The organism is Bartonella sp. AP30XZML, assembly GCF_042195945.1.
Taxonomy (GTDB): domain Bacteria; phylum Pseudomonadota; class Alphaproteobacteria; order Rhizobiales; family Rhizobiaceae; genus Bartonella.
Window position 1 is genome coordinate 1 of record NZ_JBHIPJ010000081.1, and the last position, 3,216, is coordinate 3,216.

Sequence of the window (3,216 nt, forward strand, 5' to 3'; positions counted from 1 at the left end):
CTTCAGAAAACTGGTATAAGTGGTGCAAGCTTTTCAGGTGGTATACGCTATCAGTTTTAAATCAAGGCTGTAAATAGCCTATCATTCTATTCAATTTAACAAAAAGGCAGCACAATATGCTGCCCTTTTTGTACATTAAAGTCATCCTTTTTCCTTTTAAAGCACCCTTCCCTCTTTATACTTAGTTCTTTACGAAAATCTCCAAGACAAGACACAACAAACGCAACAGAGCACTTCCATCCCCAGTGGATGAAGAGTACTTCCTACTTTGAAAAAAAGAGAAGTCTATTAGAAATAAATTAATACCACTGTATTGAAAGATGAAAAACCACTTTAAGCCCAAGTAAGTTAGCTTTTTTACTAGCTTCTTCTACATCCTTTTTTTCCCTCATAACCCCAATTTGCGTCATATAATAATCCCTACCATCACGTAAAAACCACTATATCAGTATCTCACAATATTTCTCTGAATAATAATATTCAAAATTATAATTCTTTAAATAAAATCAATTATAAATACATTTTGTATTAGAGATAATTAATATCAATTATTTTTTAATTTTGACAAAAAACCAAAAATGTCTTACCAAATAAAGACAATTACTGAAATTAATAACAACTATCCATTTTCACTTCTTCTTATGAAATTCGCGGGGAAATGAATATTTGGGGGCTCTCATAAGGAGAATACTAGTGTATAAAACATCCCTTTTATCATGCACGGCTACAGCCGCTATCATCCTGTTCAATATCCAGTTCAGTGCACATGCTGAAACCCTCGTAGTTTCTGAGGGAAAACAACAAGAAGTATCCGATAAAACCTACGAAACTATTCACGCAAAAGACGGTGGCAAAATCATTGGAAAACATTTAACCATTGTTACGAATAAAGATATAAACCAAGGCACAAACAAAACCGTCTATGCTGTAACAGCAGAAGGTGCTAACAGTGCGATTGAGTTACTAGACGGCACAACCATTAAAGGCACTGGTTCTGGTATTTTCTTAGGCCTTGAAGCCAAAGACGGTGCTACACTTCAAATGACTAAGGGAACAATTACATATTCTGGAATGGAGTCCTCCTCATCTGGCATTTTATCTAGCACTGGTGCTTCCTTTTCTGACAGTAAGAGTAAAAAAAACAAGCTGGAAGACGTGGTAATATCGAGTGAAAACGATAACAGTTCACTATCCTTAGGAATAAGTGCTAAAAACAGCACAGTCATTTTAAACAATGTAACCGTAACTCAAGCACTAAAAGGCATATTTGCAGATGATCACTCGACAATAACAATCTCTGGAGGATCATTTCGTGCAAAAAATACAGCAATATCTGCTCAAAATGGCAGTATCATTACTTTAAACAACAATGTTACAGTCGCATCATCTAATGGTAATGCACTCCATGCAGATGGTATAGAATCCAAGATCACAATGAAAGGAGGAGCTGTCATAGGAGGAAATTTGAATGGACATGAAGGCGCATTACTTACAGAAAATGGTGGACGTATTGAAATTACGGATGTTACTCTAACAACCGATAACTTGGGAAACGGTGTAAATGCCAATGGCTTTGGAAGCATAATTGAATTAAAAGGCAAAACAAGCATTAAAAAAGTTAGAGATGGACTGAGAGCAGAAAAAGGTGGTAAAATCACCAGCGAAGATTTAACAATAACTGCTTATGAAAACCAAGAATACGGCACTTCTGGTATAATAGCCATTAATCCTAATAGTGAAATTCAATTAAAGGGGCATACAACCTTTGAAAAAGTTTCGTACGGTCTTGGAGCCTATAATGGTGGTAAAATTACCAGCGGAGATTTAATAATAGTCGGTGGTAAAGCAATTAATGACAACCCCAATGAAGCACGATCTGGTGTATGGACAGCAGGCTCTGGGAGTGAAATTCAGTTAACGGGCAAAACAACCATTCAAAATTTTGATGAAGGTCTTTATGCAGAGGATGGAAGTAAAATCATTAGCGGAGATTTAACAATAATCGGTGGTGAGTCCGAAGCAGCAACCGTTGGTGTAAACACTTGGGAGGCTGATAGTATAGTTGAATTAAATGGCAAAACAACCATTCAAAATGTTGATGTTGGTCTCGCTATTGGTAAAGATGGCACAATTAAGATGATTAATGGCGCTATTGATGCTAATTCTAAAAGTCTAGATACCCAATCCGACGCCCTTCAGAATGGGAAGAAAAATAAAATAGAAGCAAAAAAAGTTGCAATGGTTGTAATAAATGGCGGCCATATTGATCTAACGGATGTTTCTGCAAAAGTAGGAATCAGTGGCTTACAGTTCTTGGCTGTCTCTGATATTGATAAAAATGAATCAGATGATCCACAAAAACACCAAAGTAGTGAGATCAATCTAACTAATGCAGAGCTTCATGCTGAAAATGGTACTGGAATTTTTGTTGGAGCTTTTACTAACGATAACATTGAAGATATTCAAGGTTTGTCAATCGGTACAGTCAATCTCAAAAATTCAGAAATCCATGCCGACGTATTATTAGGAGATGGTATTTTCGAAAATCCAAAATCTTGGGGAACCGATAATTATTGGAATGATAAAAAGGTTAAAGCGATCTCCAACGGCACTTTTACATTAAGCGCTGATCAGTCTACTCTAGAGGGCAGAGCGAATATTGCTAAAGATAGAACTGTACGTTTTGATCTAAAAAACAAGACAACATGGACGTTGAAAATCAGCAAACATGAAAAAGATGATGATGGCAATCTGCTTGATATCGCTCAAAGATCTCGTTCTGATATTTCCACGCTTAATCTCGATAACAGCTCCATTGTTTTTGAGAAACCAACAGACGATCACTACCAAACATTGCATATAGGTTCTGGTAAACCAGACACGCAAGAAGTCTACAACGCAACGGGTGATGCAAAGATTTACTTCAACACGGCTTGGAGTGATGGTGCTGCAATAAATGACAAAAAAACCGATAGACTTTTGATCCATGGAGATGTCTCTGGCAACACATCAGTTTATGTCACGGGGCGCTTAGAAGAGAACAATATCGAAGCAAATACCTCTGCTGCTGCCAATGTCCGTGGTCTTTCACTCATTCAAGTTTCTGGAAAAGCAGAAGAAAACTCTTTCAAACTCGTAAATGGCTATACCACAAGAGATGGCTTACCGGATATGTATACACTACGTGCCTATGGACCAGAGTCAAGCCATGGACAA

The 3,216-nt window shown here is 37.2% G+C and carries 1 protein-coding gene; it reads left to right on the forward strand.

Annotated features, from left to right (window positions below; translation table 11 throughout):
* Window positions 1–693: 693 nt before the first annotated feature.
* A partial coding sequence (locus ACFIL2_RS06260) for an autotransporter outer membrane beta-barrel domain-containing protein (protein ID WP_375680657.1) occupies window positions 694–3,216 on the forward strand: 2,523 nt, incomplete at its 3' end.